General features: G+C 38.5%; 9 protein-coding genes, 5 tRNA genes, 3 rRNA genes and 1 pseudogene. 12 read left to right on the plus strand and 6 right to left on the minus strand.

Features of this window, described 5'->3' with window-relative positions:
• Window positions 1-36 precede the first annotated feature (36 nt).
• From rlmKL to rrf, 9 genes are all read left to right on the plus strand, one after another.
• The gene (gene rlmKL, locus ACPT9C_RS03890) at window positions 37-2,172 is read left to right on the plus strand and encodes a bifunctional 23S rRNA (guanine(2069)-N(7))-methyltransferase RlmK/23S rRNA (guanine(2445)-N(2))-methyltransferase RlmL (protein ID WP_050949035.1); all 2,136 of its coding nucleotides are present in this window, start codon (window positions 37-39) and stop codon (window positions 2,170-2,172) included.
• A gap of 148 nt (window positions 2,173-2,320) precedes the next feature.
• A tRNA-Arg gene (locus ACPT9C_RS03895) sits at window positions 2,321-2,397 on the plus strand.
• A 26-nt stretch (window positions 2,398-2,423) separates the two neighbouring features.
• Window positions 2,424-2,499: transfer RNA gene (locus ACPT9C_RS03900), tRNA-His, on the plus strand.
• 21 nt (window positions 2,500-2,520) lie between these two features.
• Window positions 2,521-2,597: transfer RNA gene (locus ACPT9C_RS03905), tRNA-Pro, on the plus strand.
• A 176-nt stretch (window positions 2,598-2,773) separates the two neighbouring features.
• Window positions 2,774-4,312 (plus strand): 16S ribosomal RNA (locus tag ACPT9C_RS03910).
• Between the two features lie 79 nt (window positions 4,313-4,391).
• Window positions 4,392-4,468, plus strand: a tRNA-Ile gene (locus ACPT9C_RS03915).
• An 85-nt stretch (window positions 4,469-4,553) separates the two neighbouring features.
• Window positions 4,554-4,629 (plus strand) — tRNA-Ala (locus ACPT9C_RS03920).
• 421 nt (window positions 4,630-5,050) lie between these two features.
• Window positions 5,051-7,948: ribosomal RNA gene (locus ACPT9C_RS03925) — 23S ribosomal RNA — on the plus strand.
• Between the two features lie 152 nt (window positions 7,949-8,100).
• A 5S ribosomal RNA gene (gene rrf, locus ACPT9C_RS03930) occupies window positions 8,101-8,216 on the plus strand.
• The 16S, 23S and 5S rRNA genes sit together here with 5 tRNA genes alongside, the layout of an rRNA operon.
• A gap of 957 nt (window positions 8,217-9,173) precedes the next feature.
• Here the strand turns inward: rrf and ACPT9C_RS03935 are convergent.
• Window positions 9,174-11,411 carry a TonB-dependent hemoglobin/transferrin/lactoferrin family receptor gene (locus tag ACPT9C_RS03935; RefSeq protein WP_061832753.1) on the minus strand — a complete coding sequence of 746 codons (2,238 nt, stop codon included), beginning with the start codon at window positions 11,409-11,411 and terminating at the stop codon, window positions 9,174-9,176.
• A gap of 292 nt (window positions 11,412-11,703) precedes the next feature.
• Here ACPT9C_RS03935 and ACPT9C_RS03940 point away from each other — a divergent pair.
• Window positions 11,704-12,167 (plus strand): annotated as a pseudogene (locus ACPT9C_RS03940) (helix-turn-helix domain-containing protein); the annotation flags it as partial.
• A 206-nt stretch (window positions 12,168-12,373) separates the two neighbouring features.
• Here ACPT9C_RS03940 and ACPT9C_RS03945 read toward each other — a convergent pair.
• The 5 genes from ACPT9C_RS03945 to rpsP form a co-directional block, all read right to left on the minus strand.
• The gene (locus tag ACPT9C_RS03945; RefSeq protein WP_021035620.1) at window positions 12,374-13,003 is read right to left on the minus strand and encodes a glutathione S-transferase family protein; all 630 of its coding nucleotides are present in this window, start codon (window positions 13,001-13,003) and stop codon (window positions 12,374-12,376) included.
• Window positions 13,004-13,412: 409 nt separating this feature from the next.
• Window positions 13,413-13,763, minus strand: coding sequence for a 50S ribosomal protein L19 (rplS, locus tag ACPT9C_RS03950; RefSeq protein ID WP_005648735.1), 351 nt, complete (start codon window positions 13,761-13,763; stop codon window positions 13,413-13,415).
• Window positions 13,764-13,799: 36 nt separating this feature from the next.
• Window positions 13,800-14,540, minus strand: a complete 741-nt coding sequence (trmD, locus tag ACPT9C_RS03955; protein WP_425627478.1) for a tRNA (guanosine(37)-N1)-methyltransferase TrmD — start codon at window positions 14,538-14,540, stop codon at window positions 13,800-13,802.
• A gap of 37 nt (window positions 14,541-14,577) precedes the next feature.
• A complete protein-coding gene (gene rimM / locus ACPT9C_RS03960; RefSeq protein WP_050948959.1) occupies window positions 14,578-15,105 on the minus strand; it encodes a ribosome maturation factor RimM in 528 nt (175 codons plus the stop codon).
• A gap of 44 nt (window positions 15,106-15,149) precedes the next feature.
• Window positions 15,150-15,398 carry a 30S ribosomal protein S16 gene (gene rpsP / locus ACPT9C_RS03965; RefSeq protein WP_021035616.1) on the minus strand — a complete coding sequence of 83 codons (249 nt, stop codon included), beginning with the start codon at window positions 15,396-15,398 and terminating at the stop codon, window positions 15,150-15,152.
• A gap of 292 nt (window positions 15,399-15,690) precedes the next feature.
• Here rpsP and ACPT9C_RS03970 point away from each other — a divergent pair, with 292 nt between their 5' ends.
• Window positions 15,691-16,464, plus strand: coding sequence for a hypothetical protein (locus ACPT9C_RS03970; RefSeq protein ID WP_042594554.1), 774 nt, complete (start codon window positions 15,691-15,693; stop codon window positions 16,462-16,464).
• Between the two features lie 22 nt (window positions 16,465-16,486).
• Entirely contained in the window at window positions 16,487-18,298 is a 1,812-nt protein-coding gene (gene nadN, locus ACPT9C_RS03975; protein WP_050948960.1) for an NAD nucleotidase, read from the plus strand.
• Window positions 18,299-18,486 lie beyond the last annotated feature (188 nt).

An 18,486-nucleotide genomic window follows, 5' to 3' on the forward strand; every position in this document is an offset into this window, starting at 1 on the left:
CTATAATCCCTCAAAATTTTCAAAATCGGTACCTAAATGAAACAATTATTTGCAACGACTTCTCGTGGCTTTGAAGAATTATTAAAAGTTGAACTCACTGAACTTGGTGCGCAAGAGGCAAAAGTGGTTCAAGGTGGCATTCATTATCAAGCTGATGACGAAACTTTATACCGCACTTTGCTTTGGTCACGCCTTGCTTCACGCATTTTATTTCCTTTGATTGAAACCAAAATTTACAGTGATTTGGATCTTTATGCGGCTGTTTCAGGCTTTAATTGGTTAGGGCTATTTGATGAACGAGTTACATTCTTTGTCGATTTTAATGGAACCAACCAAGAAATTCGTCATACTCAATTTGGTGCGATGCGTGTTAAAGATGGAATTGTCGATTACTTTGAACGTCAAGGTAAAACTCGTCCCGATGTAGATAAAATTCAGCCGGACGTGCGTATCCATGCTTATTTAAACCGTGAAAATTTAGTGATTTCTTTAGATTTAAGTGGAGAAGCATTACATTTGCGAGGCTATCGTGAAGATGCAGGTCAAGCGCCTTTACGTGAAACTCTAGCTGCGGCAATTGTTATGCGTTCAGGTTGGCAAGTGGGTTCTCCATTAGTGGATCCAATGTGTGGTTCAGGTACGCTTTTAATTGAGGCGGCACAAATGGAAGCCAAAATTGCACCGCAACTTTATCGTTTACATTGGGGATTTGATTTTTGGAAAGCGCATAATCAATCGGCTTGGGAAAAAGTAAAAAATGAAGCGATTGAATTAGCAGAAGAAAAACAACGTGAAATTCAACCGCACTTTTATGGATTTGACCTCGATCACCGCGTATTAAAAAAGGCGCAGAAAAATGCACAAAATGCAGGTGTTTCACATTTAATTAAATGGCAGCAAGGTGATGTTGCAGCGTTGAAAAATCCTCGTTTAAATGAAGTCGGTACGGTTATCTGTAATCCACCTTATGGGGAACGCTTAGGCACAACCCCAGCATTGATCGCGCTCTATTCTGTATTTGGGCAAAGACTTAAAAAAGAATTTTGTGGTTGGAATGTTTCTGTTTTTAGTAGCGAATCCACATTACTTGATTGTTTGAGAATGCGTGCCAGCCGACAGTTTAAAGCCAAAAATGGCCCATTAGATTGTGTGCAGAAGAATTATCAAGTTTCAGAACGAAAATCTGACGAAATTACCGCTGAAAATGAACTAGAATTTAACCGCACTTCGGAGGTGGCAACTGATTTTGCTAATCGATTACAAAAAAATATTAAGAAAATTAGTAAATGGGCAAAGCAACAAGGATTAGACGCTTATCGTTTATATGATGCCGATTTGCCAGAATATAATTTAGCCGTTGATCGTTATGCAGATTACATTGTTGTGCAAGAATATGCAGCACCGAAAAATATTGATGAAAATAAAGCGCGTCAGCGTTTGTTAGATGCGGTTACTGCAACTTTGCACGTTACAGGTGTAGAAACGAATAAGTTGATCCTCAAAGTTCGTCAGAAACAAAAAGGTACTAACCAATATGAGAAATTAGCCAATAAAGGCGAATACTTTTATGTGAATGAATATGGCGCGCAGCTTTGGGTAAATTTGACAGATTATTTAGACACGGGCTTATTTTTAGATCACCGTTTAACAAGAAAAATGATTGGAGCGTTGGCAAAAGGTAAAGATTTCTTGAACTTATTTGCTTATACTGGTTCTGCAACTGTTCATGCGGCACTTGGTGGTGCTAAATCGACAACGACCGTTGATATGTCTAATACTTATCTTAATTGGGCGGAGCAAAATCTTATTTTGAATGATATTGAAGGTAAACAACATAAATTAATTCAAGCAGATTGCCTTCAATGGTTAGAAAAATGTGATCGTCAATTTGATTTGATATTTGTGGATCCACCGACGTTTTCGAATTCTAAACGTATGGAAGAGAGTTGGGATGTTCAACGAGATCATGTGAAATTGATGAGCAACCTAAAACGAGTTTTGTCGAATAATGGCACAATTGTTTTCTCGAATAATAAACGTGGATTCAAAATGAATTTAGTTGCGTTGGAAGAATTAGGTTTAAGTGCGGTAGAAATTTCGCATAAAACATTGCCTCTAGATTTTGAACGTAATAAACAAATTCATAATTGTTGGATGATTCAACATATATAATGATTTGCTAAGTTGTAAAAATAGTCGAAAAAATAGTGAATTTTAAACAAACTGAATAAAAAACTATCGCTCAAACATTTTTTTTCAAAAAGTGCTAGACAAGATTTTATTAAATCATTAATATACGCCTCCGCAACGACGCAGTAACGCGTTCGTAGCTCAGTTGGATAGAGCGTTGGCCTCCGGAGCCAAAGGTCGCAAGTTCGAATCTTGTCGAGCGCGCCAGGTCAGTGCAATAACAGCTCCTAATGGTGGCTATAGCTCAGTTGGTAGAGCCCTGGATTGTGATTCCAGTTGTCGTGGGTTCGAATCCCATTAGCCACCCCATCTTATCTATATAAGATCTGACGGCGAGTAGCGCAGCTTGGTAGCGCAACTGGTTTGGGACCAGTGGGTCGTAGGTTCAAATCCTATCTCGCCGACCACTTTATTTTGCTCTTTAACAATATATCAGACAATCTGTGTGGGCACTTGTTGATTGACTTGTTTTAAAAATATTTTTTAATTTTGAAGTCTTAATAGGTGCTTAACTGAAAATTCATAATTACTTTTTTAAGTAGTGTTTATTTATAGCTAAGCAGTATATTGAGCGATTGAACTTGAATTGAAGAGTTTGATCATGGCTCAGATTGAACGCTGGCGGCAGGCTTAACACATGCAAGTCGAACGGTAGCAGGAGGAAGCTTGCTTTCTTGCTGACGAGTGGCGGACGGGTGAGTAATGCTTGGGAATCTGGCTTATGGAGGGGGATAACGACGGGAAACTGTCGCTAATACCGCGTAGAATCGGAAGATGAAAGTGCGGGACTGTAAGGCCGCATGCCATAGGATGAGCCCAAGTGGGATTAGGTAGTTGGTGGGGTAAAGGCCTACCAAGCCTGCGATCTCTAGCTGGTCTGAGAGGATGACCAGCCACACTGGAACTGAGACACGGTCCAGACTCCTACGGGAGGCAGCAGTGGGGAATATTGCGCAATGGGGGAACCCTGACGCAGCCATGCCGCGTGAATGAAGAAGGCCTTCGGGTTGTAAAGTTCTTTCGGTATTGAGGAAGGTTGATGTGTTAATAGTACATCAAATTGACGTTAAATACAGAAGAAGCACCGGCTAACTCCGTGCCAGCAGCCGCGGTAATACGGAGGGTGCGAGCGTTAATCGGAATAACTGGGCGTAAAGGGCACGCAGGCGGTTATTTAAGTGAGGTGTGAAAGCCCCGGGCTTAACCTGGGAATAGCATTTCAGACTGGGTAACTAGAGTACTTTAGGGAGGGGTAGAATTCCACGTGTAGCGGTGAAATGCGTAGAGATGTGGAGGAATACCGAAGGCGAAGGCAGCCCCTTGGGAATGTACTGACGCTCATGTGCGAAAGCGTGGGGAGCAAACAGGATTAGATACCCTGGTAGTCCACGCTGTAAACGCTGTCGATTTGGGGGTTGGGGTTTAACTCTGGCGCCCGTAGCTAACGTGATAAATCGACCGCCTGGGGAGTACGGCCGCAAGGTTAAAACTCAAATGAATTGACGGGGGCCCGCACAAGCGGTGGAGCATGTGGTTTAATTCGATGCAACGCGAAGAACCTTACCTACTCTTGACATCCAACGAATCCGATAGAGATATTGGAGTGCCTTCGGGAACGTTGAGACAGGTGCTGCATGGCTGTCGTCAGCTCGTGTTGTGAAATGTTGGGTTAAGTCCCGCAACGAGCGCAACCCTTATCCTTTGTTGCCAGCGATACGGTCGGGAACTCAAAGGAGACTGCCAGTGATAAACTGGAGGAAGGTGGGGATGACGTCAAGTCATCATGGCCCTTACGAGTAGGGCTACACACGTGCTACAATGGCGTATACAGAGGGAAGCGAAGCTGCGAGGTGGAGCGAATCTCATAAAGTACGTCTAAGTCCGGATTGGAGTCTGCAACTCGACTCCATGAAGTCGGAATCGCTAGTAATCGCGAATCAGAATGTCGCGGTGAATACGTTCCCGGGCCTTGTACACACCGCCCGTCACACCATGGGAGTGGGTTGTACCAGAAGTAGATAGCTTAACCTTTAGGAGGGCGTTTACCACGGTATGATTCATGACTGGGGTGAAGTCGTAACAAGGTAACCGTAGGGGAACCTGCGGTTGGATCACCTCCTTACCAAAGACGAGAGACAGCGAGTGCTCACACAGATTGGCTGATAATTGTAGACAAATGAGCAGGAGAAAACATTACCCTTGGGTCTGTAGCTCAGGTGGTTAGAGCGCACCCCTGATAAGGGTGAGGTCGGTGGTTCAAGTCCACTCAGACCCACCACTCTGAGAGTGAGTGAAGCGAAAGGTGTAGTGTAAATAAATAATAACTAAAAGGTAAATAATTAGTTATTAAATTATGATGAAATGGGGATATAGCTCAGCTGGGAGAGCGCCTGCCTTGCACGCAGGAGGTCAGCGGTTCGATCCCGCTTATCTCCACCACTTATCATCGTTAAGTAAATTAGAAAAAGATAAATTAATAATGTATTAAGGTAGTGATTAAACTATTTTAAATATTAGGTTATTTTATTCTTAGTTTTAAGTTTAATTTTAAATTTAATTTTAATTTTAATTTTAATTTTTTTTAGTTTATTTAACGATGATAACTGAAAAGTTTTATCAACTGTTCTTTAAAAAATTGGAAACAAGCTGAAAACAAGAGATTTTCGAGAGAAAGTCTGAGTAGGCAAGATAGGAAAGTGAAAGAGAGAACTGAAAAGGAAACTCTAAAAACAAAACCTGTTTTGCATAAAATCTTGATTGAACAAAAGCAATCAAGTGTTTAGTTGAATGAAGATACGCATCAAATTGACCGCACTTTGAAGTGAAAACTTAAAGTGATTGAAAACATTTGAGGTTGTATAGTTAAGTGACTAAGCGTACAAGGTGGATGCCTTGGCAATCAGAGGCGAAGAAGGACGTGCTAATCTGCGAAAAGCTTGGATGAGTCGATAAGAGGCGTTTAATCCAAGATATCCGAATGGGGAAACCCAGTAGATGAAGAATCTACTATTAACAAGTGAATTCATAGCTTGTTGAGGCAAACCGGGAGAACTGAAACATCTAAGTACCCCGAGGAAAAGAAATCAACCGAGATTTCGTCAGTAGCGGCGAGCGAAAGCGAAAGAGCCAGTAAGTGATAGCAGTATAGTTAGGAGAATGTGTTGGGAAACACAATCAAAGAGGGTGATAATCCCGTATCTAAAAACCATATTGTGGTACTAAGCTAACGAGAAGTAGGGCGGGACACGTGATATCCTGTTTGAAGAAGGGGGACCATCCTCCAAGGCTAAATACTCCTGATTGACCGATAGTGAACCAGTACTGTGAAGGAAAGGCGAAAAGAACCCCGGTGAGGGGAGTGAAATAGAACCTGAAACCTTGTACGTACAAGCAGTGGGAGCCTGAAAGGGTGACTGCGTACCTTTTGTATAATGGGTCAGCGACTTATATTTTGTAGCGAGGTTAACCGAATAGGGGAGCCGAAGGGAAACCGAGTCTTAACTGGGCGAATAGTTGCAAGGTATAGACCCGAAACCCGGTGATCTAGCCATGGGCAGGTTGAAGGTTGGGTAACACTAACTGGAGGACCGAACCGACTAATGTTGAAAAATTAGCGGATGACTTGTGGCTGGGGGTGAAAGGCCAATCAAACCGGGAGATAGCTGGTTCTCCCCGAAATCTATTTAGGTAGAGCCTTGAGGTGACACCTTTGGGGGTAGAGCACTGTTTCGGCTAGGGGTCCATCCCGGATTACCAACCCGATGCAAACTACGAATACCAAAGAGTGATACTCAGGAGACACACGGCGGGTGCTAACGTCCGTCGTGGAGAGGGAAACAACCCAGACCGCCAGCTAAGGTCCCCAAGTCTATATTAAGTGGGAAACGAAGTGGGAAGGCTTAGACAGCTAGGATGTTGGCTTAGAAGCAGCCATCATTTAAAGAAAGCGTAATAGCTCACTAGTCGAGTCGGCCTGCGCGGAAGATGTAACGGGGCTGAAATATAGCACCGAAGCTGCGGCATCAGACGAAAGTCTGTTGGGTAGGGGAGCGTTCTGTAAGCGGATGAAGGTTAATCGAGAGGTTAGCTGGACGTATCAGAAGTGCGAATGCTGACATAAGTAACGATAAAACGGGTGAAAAACCCGTTCGCCGGAAGACCAAGGGTTCCTGTCCAACGTTAATCGGGGCAGGGTGAGTCGGCCCCTAAGGCGAGGCTGAAAAGCGTAGTCGATGGGAAACAGGTTAATATTCCTGTACTTGGTAAAGCTGCGATGTGGGGACGGAGTAGGTTAGGTTATCGCACTGTTGGATATGTGCGTTTAAGTTGGTAGGTGGGAAGTTTAGGCAAATCCGGACTTCTATTAAACACTGAGAGATGATGACGAGGCTCTAAGGAGCTGAAGTAACTGATACCACACTTCCAGGAAAAGCCACTAAGCGACAGGCTTTACTAAACCGTACTGAAAACCGACACAGGTGGTCAGGTAGAGAATACTCAGGCGCTTGAGAGAACTCGGGTGAAGGAACTAGGCAAAATAGCACCGTAACTTCGGGAGAAGGTGCGCCGGCGTAGATTGTAGAGATTTACTCTCGAAGGTTGAACCGGTCGAAGATACCAGCTGGCTGCAACTGTTTATTAAAAACACAGCACTCTGCAAACACGAAAGTGGAGGTATAGGGTGTGATGCCTGCCCGGTGCTGGAAGGTTAATTGATGGTGTAATCGAAAGAGAAGCACCTGATCGAAGCCCCAGTAAACGGCGGCCGTAACTATAACGGTCCTAAGGTAGCGAAATTCCTTGTCGGGTAAGTTCCGACCTGCACGAATGGCATAATGATGGCCAGGCTGTCTCCACCCGAGACTCAGTGAAATTGAAATCGCCGTGAAGATGCGGTGTACCCGCGGCTAGACGGAAAGACCCCGTGAACCTTTACTATAGCTTGACACTGAACATTGAATTTTGATGTGTAGGATAGGTGGGAGCCTTTGAAGCAGTGACGCCAGTCATTGTGGAGGCGACCTTGAAATACCACCCTTTAACGTTTGATGTTCTAACGAAGATTGCGGAACGCGGTCTCGGACAGTGTCTGGTGGGTAGTTTGACTGGGGCGGTCTCCTCCCAAAGCGTAACGGAGGAGCACGAAGGTTTGCTAATCACGGTCGGACATCGTGAGGTTAGTGCAATGGTATAAGCAAGCTTAACTGCGAGACAGACAAGTCGAGCAGGTACGAAAGTAGGTCATAGTGATCCGGTGGTTCTGAATGGAAGGGCCATCGCTCAACGGATAAAAGGTACTCCGGGGATAACAGGCTGATACCGCCCAAGAGTTCATATCGACGGCGGTGTTTGGCACCTCGATGTCGGCTCATCACATCCTGGGGCTGAAGTAGGTCCCAAGGGTATGGCTGTTCGCCATTTAAAGTGGTACGCGAGCTGGGTTTAGAACGTCGTGAGACAGTTCGGTCCCTATCTGCCGTGGGCGTAGGAGAATTGGTTGGGGCTGCTCCTAGTACGAGAGGACCGGAGTGGACGCACCACTGGTGTTCCGGTTGTGTCGCCAGACGCATTGCCGGGTAGCTAAGTGCGGAAGAGATAAGTGCTGAAAGCATCTAAGCACGAAACTTGCCAAGAGATGAGTTCTCCCTGTCTTTAAGACAGTAAGGGTTGTTTAAGACGAAGACGTAGATAGGTCTGGTGTGTAAGTGATGTGAGTCATTGAGCTAACAGATACTAATTGCCCGAGAGGCTTAACTATACAACGCTCAAGTGTTTTTGGGAAAAGAGCGAAAGAGAAGAGAAATTAACTAAACTAAACTAACTATTCAGCTTGTTGCCGATAAGAAGAGAGACGAAAAAAGTGAAGTCGTAAAAGAGAAGAAACAAAGAGAGAAGTTATCAAAGAATTATCCCGGCGGCGATAGTGCGGTGGAACCACCTGAGACCATACCGAACTCAGAAGTGAAACGCTGTAATGCCGATGGTAGTGTGGGGTTTCCCCATGTGAGAGTAGGGCACCGCCGGGTTATCAAATAAAAAATCTAAATTTAAATTTATCTAAGACAGATAAAATTAAATTAAGTAAAAACAGAATTAAAATTAAACAAATTAGATAAAGAATAAATATAGAACCCCAGTTGAAAAACTGGGTTTTTTGTTTTTTCCTAAAAATCAGAATATTTGAATTCTTTGTAAGGTTGTTGTATTGCTGTAAAAAATTTCTCTAGATTAACCATACTTTAATAGATAAATGTAATTATTCCTAAATCTATAAATATATTCTAATACTTTTAAAGTAATTAATAGCCTATATGTATTTTGTTCGTACTCTTTACTATTTAGGACATTGCTATAAATTTATAACAGGATACATTGTAATTATGTTATGAAGGTACATTGCTTTTATATGAAAAGTTATATCGAATTATTGATAACTTGTTACATAATACTGTTACTTTAACTTTATTCTTAATAGTTTATTCTAATGATATTCTTATGGTAGAAAAATTAGTAAGGAGAGAGGGTATCGTTTTGAATAGTAATATTTGTGAAAACTAATGATATTAATCGGAAAGAAAGGAAAACAAGAAGAAATATGCGTTGGCTTTGTTGTTAGACTAGACATTAAATTATATTTAAATTTTTAGGTGAGTTTAGTTTCTATTATGAATAGTAATAGGGTAAAGATAAAATATAATTTTAATACTTATCTATAATTTCAGATATTGTATTTATTTTGGATTTATTATTTAAATTTGCTCTTCAAAGAATACTAAAATTAGTATAGGGGATTATACCTATTATCTCTACATTCTTTAATGATGTATTTATCTTAATATATCTCTTATATTAAGATAAATTTTCTGTAAATTTTTTTCAAAAAAGTATATTTATGATTAATCTTGTATAATGGACATTATAGTTAGGTTTTGCCTAATTATAGTTATGATAAAGCCCGATTAGATTCAATCGGGCTATTTATTCTAAAATTTCTGAGATAGGCTAAATTTGATATTCCTACCTGTTCCAGAAGCCAATTCGCCTAGATAAGGGTTATATGCTCGGTTAAATAAATTATCCACCGTAATCTTAATATTCATACCTTTAATTTTTTCAGGAGTCCAAGAAAGGAATAGGTTATGTAGGCTGTATCCTCTTGAAGCTGGTAATGACAAATAATATGATGCTTTGGGGTCTCCAGACGATGGCGATCGATCTTGTCTTCTTACAAACTCAGCACGCCAACCTACTGTGAGATAATATTTTGGAACATTGAAACCTAAAGTAGCAGTTGCCTTTCTAGGGGGAATTTCTGCAATCCATGTTGAGGTTTTACCCCATGGGTTTCTTGGTGAGGTGTCACGTTTTCCTTTTACATAAGAATATGTTAGCTCACCAAATAAATAAGTGGATTGATAATAAGCTTCTAATTCCGCTCCTTGAATAACATAACCAGGTAAATTACGGTAATTACTAATAATTTTAGGACAAATCTTATTATCAACATCTAAAGCATTGCCTACACAATTAACTCCTCTGGTTTTAAATATTTCATTTTTACCACGGTGGTAAAAATAAGTAGCTCTAAATTGAAAGGTATCATCCTCTTGAAATAAATTATTAAGCGTAACAATCCCTCCTCCTCTGGTCTGACTAATCATTTCTTTTTCTAAATTCAAAGAAGTCGCAGGTACAGAAGCTTTACTATATTGTGTCTCATATTGTTCATCAATAACAGGTGCACGCCAAGTTCTACTAAAATTTGTAAATAAACTTAAATAATGGTTTACATCATACTTAAGACCTAAATAATAAGACCAGCCATTATAATTTTTCTGAGAATAATTATGCCCTGCAGATATATCATTATATTGTGGTGCTAAATTTTTCTGTCCTATATTATTGATATGGTCATAACGCGCTCCTGTGCTAAAAATTATATTTTTCCATTTTATTTGATCTTGTAAATAAAACGCCTGTGTATATTGACGTCCAGATGGCATATAATAGGGTTGGAAATAGCCATAATTATAGGTTTTATCATTCATCTTCCCCTTGTGATACATTAAAGTATTTCTTGTGTTTTTTAACCATTGCAAACCAAATAGTAGTTCATGCTCAGCACGCCCAATATTTAGAGTACTTGTGTTACTTATATCAAAAGTAAGATCTGAATAAGTTATCCAACTTTTATTTCCTAATGTACCTAGGAATGAAGAAGTGACTTTCTCATGGCGAGTATCATTCTGTTCTGTTTTACTATAACTCAGCTGAACAGATAAATTAATCCACTTATTATTTTCAGGTAAATAGCGATATTTCAATGAATAACTTTCATCTTTTTGATCTCGATAAACAAGTTTACGTTTCCACGCAACATCAATCCCATAGCGTTTTATTTCTGTTTCTGTTGGTCTTGATGTCACATCTCTTTTTGCTGCCCAAGGTTCCCACCCTTTATGAATGCCATAAACACTGGATAAAGTTAATAAATGTTCAGGAGTAATTTGCCAATTTACTTTTATTAATCCAGTTTTTTGATTATTTTTTGAAAAAAGAATTTTGCTATTGTCTGGTCTTTTATAATCGCCAGCATTTCTTACAGAACCAAATAATAATAAATCAATATTTTTTTGTTCATTTTGTAAAACTAGTGCAGTGCTATAAGTTTTTTGGTTATTATTGCTATTATTTCCATACTTTAACAAACCACCTATTTTCTGGTTTTCTTTCAAGAAATCCCTAGCATCCCTAGTTTCAAATTTTACAGTTCCAGCAAAACCACCATTACCATATTGAGGAGAATAATTTCCTTTATCCACAGTTACTTTTCTTAACAATTCGGGTTCAATAAAAATAGAACCCTGTTGGTATTTTTCAAAACTTTTTGTCGCTCCATCTAACTGAACTCTAACATCTTCAGCGTCACCCATTCCATTAATATTTAATGTTTGTCCGCCAGGGCGAAACCCACCTGCCATATTCACACCTGGCAAAATATTAATTAAATTCGCTGCATTGTCAGCTTGTTGTTGTTCGATATTTTTCTGTTTTAATACTGAACGACCAGGTAGTTTATTACTATCCTCGTCAGTGTTCACAATGATAGGTAATAACTCCTCTCTATTAGAATTAGAAGAATTTTGCTTTGCGGTTACATTGAGTTGAATACCTACAAAGGTGACTAATAAAAAGATACGTTTATTAATTATAATATTCATATACCCCCTTAAATCTTAATGATAATTATTTATATCTATTCTAAATTTAACGATGATAAAAAACAAGATATTTTTACTTATATAAATTAATTGTAAGATGACGGATAAAAAAGATAAATGTCATAATCTATGAACAATGGATTTAGTTGTAAAAGATGTATTTAAAAATGAATTTCTAGAAAAATAGTGAGTTTACAGATAAAAATACCATATAAATGGTAAAATGACCCATATTTGATCTGCACCCAAAAAATTAGACTAAATCAGCAACTAACTAAGATGCAGATTTTTTATAGCCAAATACAACACTCTTTTCAAACAACAAGTCATCGAATTTTATATTCAAAATGGTAAAAATCATTCACTCATCCGTAAACATTTTCAACTTGACAGCAGAACATTGCGAGATTAGATTAACCAGTTTAATCATAGTAGAATCAATGGGTTAGCTGTGCTGGGTAAGAAGCGAAATTACTCACTTAAATTTAAACTTAACGTGATACAAACGGTTAAAAATGGGCAATTTTTTGTAGAAACTTCCTGTTTATACTTTGGTATTGCTGATCAGCTTGTTATTATCCGATGGTTACAAGTCTTTGAAAAAAGCATAAATGGCTTAATACCCAAACATGGAGGTTTCTTAAGCATGGAACCTAAATACCTTAAAATTGCCATCCAAACCGAACCACTGAAGATGAACGTTTGAAATATTGGATTTTGGAGCTGGAAGCAAAGAATGTCATTCTAAAAAAGATGAAAGGCATCTTTGGATGATGTATTACGGTGAACTATTTGAGACGTTTGAAGAAATGAAAAAACGCTCCATAAGTATATTCATTATTACGCCATGAGCTCATTCAGGGGATACTAAAAGGACTGAGCTATGTGAATGATAGAACTCAGTCCTTGAATTAAATAAGTCTAACTTCTTATGGAAGATCAAAGATACGGGGCATTATTGTTTATACTTTTAGTTCTTCAATTTTTCTCACATTTTCGATAGCTTGATCAGCCTCAATGCGTTGTATAAAAGCTGAAAGTTGAGTTAAGTGGCTGAAATCTATGCCTACTGCTCGACACCAATTTAGCATAATGTAAAGATACGCATCGGCAACTGAAATCGATTCGCCAAAATAGATATGGCTTTCTAAATGTTCATTTGCGACTGCAAGTTGATCTAAAATTTGCTCTACTGATAGCTGGCGAATAGTGTGTGAGAGTGTTTCGTTATCTTTCGCATAGTTTGGTAAACGGAATAGAGGCACAAAAGATTTATGAATATCCGCATTAAAAAATGCTAACCAGCGAGCGGCTTTGGCTTTATCACGTACCGTTTTGCTACCGAATAATTTTGAATTCGGATAAAGTTCATCTAAATAGTGCAAAATTGCTTGATTTTGCGATAGAACTAAATCGCCATCAACTAATACGGGTACTGCCCCGCGTGGATTCAATGATAAAAATTCAGGTGATTTAATTAACTCACGCGTGACAGCTTCAAATTCATAATCCGCATTTTCACGTATTTTTACCCACTCTAATGCCACATGTGGAACAAATGAGCACGCACCAATTAAACCATATAATTTCATAAAATACTCCTGTTGGTTTATGATCTATTGATGGAATTATACTGTTTTATACGAGGAATATCTAATTTATTGAAATTGCTTCTTACTATTGTTTTAATCGTAAAGTGAACTAATAATTTAGTTACTTTGATATATTTTTTAGAGTAATGTCCTAGATATTGATGTCAATTGAAAGATCGATTTTTATGATTTAAGCACGAAAAATAAGGATTGAGGGAGTATAATAATTACATATTTATGAGTATTTGGAATATTTGCTAATTATTTTTGAATTTATAAGATGATAGTATACGGAATATTAATGGAGTTCATGATATATAGGTGATACCTTTAGAAGACAGAACGTTAGGATACTAAAAAAACCTTGGGACATCCCAAGGTTTTTTAGATTATCATTAAATATAATGAATTATGCACCCAAACGCTCTTTAATACGAGCTGATTTACCTGAACGTTCACGTAAGTAGTAAAGTTTAGCTTTACGTACCGCACCTTTACGTTTAACTGCGATAGAGTCTACAGCTGGAGAGTGAGTTTGGAATACACGCTCAACGCCTACGCCGTTAGATACTTTACGCAAAGTAAATGCTGAGTGCAAGCCACGGTTACGAATTGCAATAACCACGCCTTCGAATGCTTGCAAACGACGTTTGCTACCTTCAACTACCCATACTTTAACTTCTAAAGTATCACCTGGGCGGAAGCTAGGTACATTTTGTTTTAATTGTTCTTGTTCAAGTTGTTTGATAATGTTAGACATTGTTTGATCCTTTATTGATCCTAGATGTAACTGAAACTAACTGCTATGCTCGGCTTGCACCTTTTTTAACAGTTTACGTTGTTCGTCAGTCAGAGCTAGGCTTTCTAAGAGCTCAGGGCGTCGGAGCCACGTTCTTTGTAGCGATTGTTTTAATCGCCATTTCCGAATTTCTTCGTGATGTCCCGACATCAGCACGGACGGTACAGTTAATCCTTCTAACACTTCTGGTCTAGTGTAATGTGGGCAATCTAATAAACCATCTGCAAAAGAATCTTCTTCTGCGGAGGCTTGCTTGCCTAATACACCGGGAATAAAACGTGCAACAGCATCAATTAATGTCATTGCCGGCAATTCCCCACCGGTTAGAACGTAATCGCCAATTGACCATTCTTCATCGATTTCAGTTTGAATCAATCGCTCATCAATACCTTCGTAACGTCCACATACCAAAATCAATTTCTGATTTTGAGCAAGCTCGGTTACGCCGCCTTGATCGAGTTTACGTCCTTGTGGCGAAAGGTAAATCACCTTTGCGCTTTCTCCTGCCGCTGCTTTCGCAGCATGAATCGCATCCCGTAAAGGTTGCACCATCATCAGCATTCCCGGACCACCACCATAAGGACGGTCATCCACGGTTTTATGCTTGTCGAATGTAAAATCTCTAGGATTCCAACATTCTACTTGCAGAAGATTATGTTTTACGGCTCTGCCTGTAACCCCAAATTCCGTAATCGCTTTAAACATTCCGGGGAATAATGAAATCACCCCTATCCACATAAAAAGCCTACTACATTACGTTTGTGCATACTTGAGATTAGAAACCAGCGTCCCAATCCACTTCAATTGTTTTCGTGGTGAGATCGACTCTTTTAACTACTTGTTCATACAAGAACGGAATTAACCGCTCTTGTTTTCCAAAAGCATCTTTGGTATTGGCTTTAACCACTAACACATCATTAGAACCGGTTTCCATCATCTCTGTTACCGTTCCCATTGTATAACCTTCTAAGTTTATGACTGAACAACCGATTAAATCGTGCCAGTAATAATCGCCCTCTTCCAGTTTTGGGAATACAGATAAATCCACACCAATTTCAATATTCGCTAAAATTTGTGCGGCTTCACGATCATCAACGCCTTTTAATTTAACGATGATTTCGTGATTATGATAACGCCAGTTTTCTAATTCGATGGGTTGCCATTCGCCTTTAATTTTTAAAAACCAAGGTTGATAATTAAAAATGCTTTCCGCTTGTTCTGTTGATGAATAAATACGTAACCACCCACGAATACCGTAGGTTGAGCCTAATTTGCCCACAACTTCAATATGTTGTTGTCCCATATTTTTCACCTATCTTAGCTTAAGAACTAAATCAAAAAGCAAAATTATGCTGCTTTTTGAGCTTCTTTTACCAAAGTTGCAACACGATCAGAAAGTGAAGCACCTTGAGCAACCCAGTGATTTACACGCTCAAGATTAATGCGAAGACGTTCTGCGTTACCCTGTGCGATTGGGTTGAAGAAACCTACACGCTCAATGAAGCGACCGTCACGAGGTGAACGGCTGTCAGCTACTACGATTTGATAAAATGGGCGTTTTTTAGCTCCGCCACGAGATAAACGAATGGTTACCATAACCTTCCTCTAAATGTTTAATTACTAAAAGAATATTCTCAAATTCGAAAGTTATTTAAGAATATAGCTTACTTTTTTCTCTGTATATATAGACAAAAAGCCTGCGAATTTTATACTTTTCAAGCAAAATTGCAAGTTTTGTGTGCATAAAAGTAGGTTATATTCCTCTTAATTATCATTCACAATTTATTTTGTTTTGCGATATAATACGAGGCGCTCAGCTGTTTTAGGTTAAATTTACGCGTATAGCGGTATTTTACATTAATAAAATATCAGTTAAATGAGGTTTATTATGAAAATTGGTTTTCATTCTGTGTTAATTGGATTGGCATCATTTATTGGTGTTCAACAAGGTGTAATAGCTAGTCCATCTTCTCATCAATCAATATCTACTGAATCTGCTGAGGCTTTGAAGCAACAATTTTCAATAGCTTTAGCTAAACAAGACAAACAACAAATTACAAATTTACAAAAAAAACTTACCGCACTTTTTTCTTTACCTCCCCAATTTCTTGATAATCAGATCCAAATAAGCGAAAAAATCCTCACTCGCATTTTTAAAACAGATAAAAATCTCACTCCTAAATTTCTTGATTACTTATATTTTGAGCCGATAAATACTGGCGATGCTAATTTAATTCAGGAAATGAAGAAAAACTTATTGGTATCTTTTTTAGCAAATGAGCAGGCAAAAATTTATATTCGTCAAACAGATAATTCGGAGCAATTTGTTCAGGCTTTAATGGAGCGGGGAGCGAAAGCAGATCAAATTATATTATTGTCTTTGAATGCCAAAGATATATTTCAAAAAATGATTGAACAAATGCGTCAAGATTTTCCTAATCAAACTATTTTTCCGATTACTGAAAATCGTGTAAGTTTGATTACTCCTTCTTCTGAAATTAAGCCTCGCCTTGCTTTAGCAAATATGATGTTCAATCTCCAATTTAAAGGTGTGGAAGTTGATGATTTTTCGTATCTAGATCAACCTCGAGAAAATTTACAGCACAATAATGATGCAATTCGTTACAAAACCTTTCAAGCAATGCTAGAAGGTTTAAATTAATCCCTTATCAACAGGAGTTTTTATGCTTTTATCCAAAAAATCAGCCACCTTTGCACTCAGTGCATTCGCGATGCTTTTCACTAGTGCAGCTCTTGCCAAAGAAGCACCACAAGCTCACAAAGCTGTGGAATTAAGTATTTTGCACATTAATGATCACCATTCTTATTTAGAACCACACGAAACACGGATTAATTTAAATGGTCAGCAAACCAAAGTGGATATTGGTGGTTTTTCTGCTGTCAATGCAAAACTTAACGAATTGCGTAAAAAATACAAAAATCCATTAGTACTGCATGCAGGCGATGCCATTACTGGTACACTTTACTTTACGCTGTTTGGCGGTTCTGCAGATGCTGCAGTGATGAATGCAGGTAATTTCCATTATTTTACTTTGGGTAATCATGAATTTGACGCGGGTAATGAAGGGTTATTAAAACTGCTTGAGCCATTAAAAATCCCTGTGCTTTCAGCTAATGTGATTCCTGATAAAAGTTCAATTTTGTATAACAAATGGAAACCTTACGATATTTTCACGGTGGATGGAGAAAAAATTGCCATTATTGGTTTAGATACCGTGAATAAAACCGTGAATTCCTCTTCTCCTGGTAAGGATGTGAAGTTCTATGATGAAATTGCTACCGCACAAATTATGGCAAATGCTTTAAAACAACAAGGCATTAATAAAATCATTTTACTTTCACACGCTGGAAGTGAAAAAAATATCGAAATTGCTCAAAAAGTGAATGATATTGATGTGATCGTTACTGGCGATTCACATTATTTATACGGAAATGATGAATTACGTGGTTTAAAATTGCCAGTAATCTATGAATATCCCCTTGAATTTAAAAATCCAAATGGCGAACCGGTATTTGTAATGGAAGGCTGGGCTTATTCTGCTGTTGTGGGTGATTTAGGTGTTAAATTCAGTCCTCAAGGTATTGCGTCTATTACTCGTAAAATTCCTCACGTGTTAATGAGTTCTCATAAACTTCAAGTGAAAAATTCGGAAGGTAAATGGGCTGAATTAGCTGGCGATGAACGTAAAAAAGCACTTGATACTTTAAAATCAATGAAAAGTATTTCACTTGATGATCACGATGCAAAAACCGATAAGCTTATTGCTAAATATAAAAGTGAAAAAGATCACTTAGCACAAGAAATTGTGGGCGTCATCACTGGTTCTGCAATGCCAGGTGGTTCAGCAAACCGTATCCCAAATAAAGCAGGCTCTAATCCTGAAGGTTCTATTGCGACACGCTTTATTGCAGAAACAATGTATAACGAACTCAAAACAGTGGATTTAACCATTCAAAATGCAGGTGGTGTGCGTGCAGATATTTTACCAGGCAATGTGACTTTTAATGATGCTTATACTTTCTTGCCTTTCGGAAATACCTTATATACCTACAAAATGGAAGGTTCGTTAGTGAAACAAGTGCTTGAAGATGCGATGCAATTTGCTTTAGTTGATGGCTCTACAGGCGCATTCCCTTATGGTGCGGGTATTCGCTATGAAGCGAATGAAACACCAAATGCGGAAGGTAAACGTTTAGTGAGTGTTGAAGTCTTGAATAAACAAACCCAACAATGGGAACCGATTGATGATAACAAACGTTATCTTGTCGGAACAAATGCTTATGTTGCAGGCGGTAAAGACGGTTACAAAACCTTTGGTAAATTATTTAATGATCCAAAATATGAGGGCGTTGATACCTACTTACCTGATGCAGAAAGTTTCATAAAATTTATGAAAAAACACCCGCACTTTGAGGCTTATACTTCATCAAATGTGAAGTTTAATGCTTCAACTGATGCGTTACCTAAAAAATAAAATTGAAAAATAGGCTAAAAATAGCGCGTACTTAATGCGCTATTTTTGTTATTAGTCTGAGGCTTGAAGACTTCATAGATGATTGAGAATTTTAACTATTCCATATTTAGATGATTTCTCGTAGAAAATAAATTCCCTATAAAGGTTGAAAAATAGGGTAATTTATTGCGATAATCTAGCCCATTTTT

Origin of the sequence: Haemophilus sp. HN_Hi16, assembly GCF_049823435.1 — a bacterium.
Classification (GTDB): Bacteria; Pseudomonadota; Gammaproteobacteria; order Enterobacterales; family Pasteurellaceae; genus Haemophilus; species Haemophilus influenzae_D.